General features: G+C 64.7%; 4 protein-coding genes. 3 read left to right on the forward strand and 1 reads right to left on the reverse strand.

Going from position 1 to position 4,128, the window contains the following annotated elements; all coding sequences use genetic code 11:
- Nucleotides 1-56: 56 nt before the first annotated feature.
- Nucleotides 57-2,321: an arginine/lysine/ornithine decarboxylase gene (locus tag H0W38_RS17975; RefSeq protein ID WP_292456635.1), complete on the reverse strand. Its 2,265-nt coding sequence runs from the start codon at nt 2,319-2,321 to the stop codon at nt 57-59.
- 158 nt (nt 2,322-2,479) lie between these two features.
- Here H0W38_RS17975 and H0W38_RS17980 point away from each other — a divergent pair, with 158 nt between their 5' ends.
- The 3 genes from H0W38_RS17980 to H0W38_RS17990 all read left to right on the forward strand — a co-directional run.
- Nucleotides 2,480-2,908, forward strand: coding sequence for an NfeD family protein (locus tag H0W38_RS17980; RefSeq protein WP_292456637.1), 429 nt, complete (start codon nt 2,480-2,482; stop codon nt 2,906-2,908).
- Between the two features lie 28 nt (nt 2,909-2,936).
- Nucleotides 2,937-3,854 (forward strand): stomatin-like protein, encoded by a 918-nt coding sequence (locus H0W38_RS17985; RefSeq protein ID WP_292456639.1) that lies wholly within the window; start codon nt 2,937-2,939, stop codon nt 3,852-3,854.
- Between the two features lie 7 nt (nt 3,855-3,861).
- On the forward strand, nt 3,862-4,128 hold a 267-nt coding region (locus tag H0W38_RS17990; RefSeq protein WP_292456641.1), incomplete at its 3' end, for a DUF2237 domain-containing protein.

Below are 4,128 nucleotides of genomic sequence, written 5' to 3' on the forward strand. Positions count from 1 at the left end.
GCCGAGGGACAGGAGCGCAGCGCAGCGCCGCAGCCGGCTTCGCCGTCCCTCCCCGGTCAAGCCCTCACGCAGTCAACGTAGTACTGACGCTCCCCACCGTCCGCGCCGTCGACCTCGACCAGCCCATGCACGTCGGTGTCGAAACCGGGGAAGCGCTTGTTGAAGTCGCGGGTGAAGCGCAGGTAGTCGACGATCTTCTTGTTGAAACGCTCGCCCGGGATGAGCAGCGGAATGCCGGGCGGATAGGGCGTGAGCAGCGACGTCGTGATGCGGCCTTCCAGCGCTTCGATCTCGACGCGTTCGGTCTTGCGATGAGCGATGTGCGAGTACGCCTCGCTCGGCTTCATGGCCGGCTGCAGATCCGACAGGTACATCTCGGTCGTGAGCCGGGCGATGTCGCCGGTCACATAGGCCTCGTGAATGCTCTGTGACAGATCGCGCAGGCCCATGCGTTCGTAGCGCGGCTGAAAACCGCAGAACTCGGGAAGGATCCGCCACAGGGGCGCATTGCGGTCGTAGTCGTCCTTGAACTGCTGCAGCGCCGTCAGCATCGTGTTCCAACGGCCCTTGGTGATGCCGATGGTGAACATGATGAAGAACGAGTACAGACCGGTCTTCTCGACGATAACGCCGTGCTCGGCCAGGAACTTGGTGACGATCGAAGCCGGGATGCCGGTCTTGGCAAATTTGCCGGCCACGTCGAGCCCCGGCGTGACGATGGTCGACTTGATCGGGTCGAGCATGTTGAACCCGGGCGCCAGATCGCCGAAGCCGTGCCACTTGGCATCGCCCTTGATCATCCAGTCTTCGGGCTTGCCGATGCCTTCGCTGGCGAGCTTGTCGGGGCCCCAGACCCGGAACCACCAGTCCTTGTTGCCGAATTCCTTTTCCACCTTGCGCATGGCGCGCCGGAAGTCGAGCGCCTCGAGGATGCTTTCCTCGACCAGCGCCGTGCCGCCCGGCGGCTCCATCATCGCCGCAGCAACATCGCAGCTTGCGATGATCGCGTACTGCGGCGAGGTGGAGGTGTGCATCAGGTAGGCCTCGTTGAACAGGTGCCGGTCCAGCCGGGTGTTCTGCGCGTCCTGCACGAGCACCTGCGACGCCTGGCTCAGGCCGGCGAGCAGCTTGTGGGTGGACTGCGTCGCATAGACCACCGCCTCCTTGGGCCGAGGACGCGACTTGCCCATCGCGTGGTAGGTGCCGTAGAACTTGTGAAACGCGGCGTGCGGCAGCCAGGCTTCGTCGAAGTGAAGCGTGTCGATCCAGCCGTCGAGCAGGCCCTTGATGGTCTCGGTGTTGTAGACGACGCCGTCGTAGGTGCTTTGAGTGATCGTGAGGATTCGCGGCTTGACGGTCGCCGGATCCACGCCCTGCAGCAAGGGATTCGCGGCGATCTTGCGGCGGATCGTCTCGGGCTCGAATTCGCTCTTCGGTATGGGGCCGATGATGCCCAGGTGGTTGCGTGTGGGCGTCAGGAACACCGGCACCGCGCCGGTCATGATGATGGCGTGCAGGATCGACTTGTGGCAGTTGCGGTCGACCACCACCACGTCGTCGGGTGCGACGGTATGGTGCCAGACCATCTTGTTGCTCGTGCTGGTGCCGTTGGTGACGAAGAAGCAATGGTCGGCGTTGAAGATGCGCGCCGCGTTGCGCTCGCTTTGCGCCACCGGGCCGGTGTGGTCGAGCAACTGGCCCAGTTCGTCGACCGAGTTGCACACGTCGGCGCGCAGCATGTTCTCGCCGAAGAACTGGTGGAACATCTGGCCCACCGGGCTTTTCAGGAACGCCACGCCACCCGAGTGGCCCGGGCAGTGCCACGAATACGAGCCGTCCTGCGCATAGTCGACCAGCGCCTTGAAGAACGGCGGCGCCAGGCCGTCGAGGTAGCTTTTGGCCTCCCGGATGATGTGGCGCGCCACGAACTCGGGCGTGTCCTCGAACATGTGGATGAAGCCGTGCAGCTCGCGCAACACGTCGTTCGGCAGGTGCTGAGATGTACGGGTCTCGCCGTACAGGTAGATCGGGATCTCGGCGTTCTTGCGGCGGATTTCCTGGATGAACTTGCGAAGGTTCAGCACCGCCGGGTCGAGTTCGGGGCCGCCCTTGAATTCCTCGTCGTCGATCGACAGGATGAACGCGCTGGCGCGGCTTTGCTGTTGCGCGAACTGGCTCAGGTCGCCGTAGCTCGTGGCGCCGAGGATCTCGAAACCTTCCTTGACGATCGCGTCGGCCAGCGCACGGATGCCCAGGCCGGAAGTGTTCTCGGAGCGGTAGTCCTCGTCGATGATGACGATGGGAAAACGAAAATGCTGCATCGATGCGGCTCCGACAGGGGCAGGATTCGCAGGCGATGCCCGCGCGAAAGAGGGCGCAGTTTAGGGCTTTCGCTGCCCGCTTCGTCACCGTGCCGCACCGTGCCTGCGTCGTACACTGAGAGGCAAGCTTCGTGGCTTTGCACGATGAAGGAGCAAGGATGGAGTGGAGTGCTGCGACCCTGTGGTGGATCGCCGCAGGCGTGCTGATCGCCGCCGAAATGGCCACCGGCACTTTCTATCTCCTGATGCTCGCGCTCGGCGTCACGGCGGCGGCACTCTCGGCCCATCTAGGGCTCGCGTTCAGTGCGCAACTGGTGGCGGCTGCCCTGGTCGGCGGCGGTGCCATCGTGGCTTGGCATGTGCGGCGCCAACGACAGCAGGCACTCGCCGGCGCCGTCCCGAACCGCAACTTCAACCTCGACGTCGGCGAGCAGGTTAGCGTCGAGCGCTGGGAGCCCGACGGCACAGCGCGCATCGACTACCGCGGCGCGCAGTGGAACGCCCGCTATGCCGACGAAGGCGAACCGCAACCAGGCCTGCACACCATCCGCGGCATCGAATCAAACCGGCTGCTCCTGGGCCGCTGAACACTCAACTCCGAAAAGCCCTGCCTCCATGGAAATCGTCGCCTTCGTCCTCCTGATCGTCGCCTTCATCTTCATCGCGCGCTCGATCAAGATCGTGCCGCAGCAAAACGCGTGGGTCGTCGAGCGGCTCGGCAAGTACCACGCGTCCCTCACCCCTGGCCTGAATTTTCTTGTGCCCTTCGTAGACCGGCTGGCCTACCGCCATTCGCTCAAGGAGGTGCCGCTGGACGTCCCCAGCCAGGTCTGCATCACCAAAGACAACACGCAACTCACGGTCGACGGCATCCTGTATTTCCAGGTCACCGATCCGATGCGGGCGAGCTACGGCTCGTCGAACTACATCGTCGCCATCACCCAGCTCGCGCAGACCACCTTGCGCAGCGTGATCGGCAAGATGGAGCTCGACAAGACCTTCGAGGAGCGCACGTCCATCAACGCGGCCGTGGTCGCCGCATTGGACGAGGCAGCGCTCAACTGGGGCGTGAAGGTGCTGCGCTACGAGATCAAGGACCTCACGCCGCCGGCGGCGATCCTGCTGTCGATGCAGGCACAGATCACCGCCGAGCGCGAGAAGCGCGCGCTCATCGCCGCCAGCGAAGGCCGCCGGCAGGAGCAGATCAACATCGCCACCGGCGAGCGCGAAGCTTTCATCGCGCGTTCCGAAGGCGAGAAGCAAGCGGAGATCAACAACGCCCAGGGCGAAGCTTCGGCGATCACCACCGTGGCGGAAGCGACGGCCAATGCGATCCGCCAGATCGCCGCGGCCATCCGCGAGCCGGGCGGCGAGCAAGCGGTGCAGCTCAAGGTCGCCGAGCGGGCGGTCGATGCCTTCGCGCAGCTCGCCCAGAAGAACAACACCATGATCGTGCCGGCCAACATGAGCGAGGTGTCCGCGCTCATCGGCACGGCAATGACCTTGCTCAAGGGCACGGCCGTCGCGAAGTGAGGGCGGCATGGCGCTGAACGTGCTGGGCGAGGAACTGCGCCCCTGCTCCTACGACCCGCTGACCGGTTATTTGCGTGACGGTTGCTGCGATACGGCCGCCGAGGACAGCGGCGCGCATGTGATCTGCGCGCGCATGACCGGCGAGTTTCTGGCCTTCTCGCGCGCGCATGGCAACGACCTCGTCACGCCGCGCCCGCAACTGCGCTTTGCGGGGCTCAGGCCGGGTGACCGATGGTGCGTGTGTGCGCTGCGCTGGCTCGAAGCACAGGAAGCA

This window comes from Methylibium sp. (genome assembly GCF_013817365.1).
Lineage (GTDB): Bacteria > Pseudomonadota > Gammaproteobacteria > Burkholderiales > Burkholderiaceae_C > Methylibium.

Coding starts and splice junctions, on each gene's coding strand:
- H0W38_RS17980 (WP_292456637.1), top strand. CDS start 2,480: ATGGAGTGGAGTGCTGCGACCCTGTGGTGGATCGCCGCAGGCGTGCTG.
- H0W38_RS17975 (WP_292456635.1), bottom strand. CDS start 2,321: ATGCAGCATTTTCGTTTTCCCATCGTCATCATCGACGAGGACTACCGC.
- H0W38_RS17985 (WP_292456639.1), top strand. CDS start 2,937: ATGGAAATCGTCGCCTTCGTCCTCCTGATCGTCGCCTTCATCTTCATC.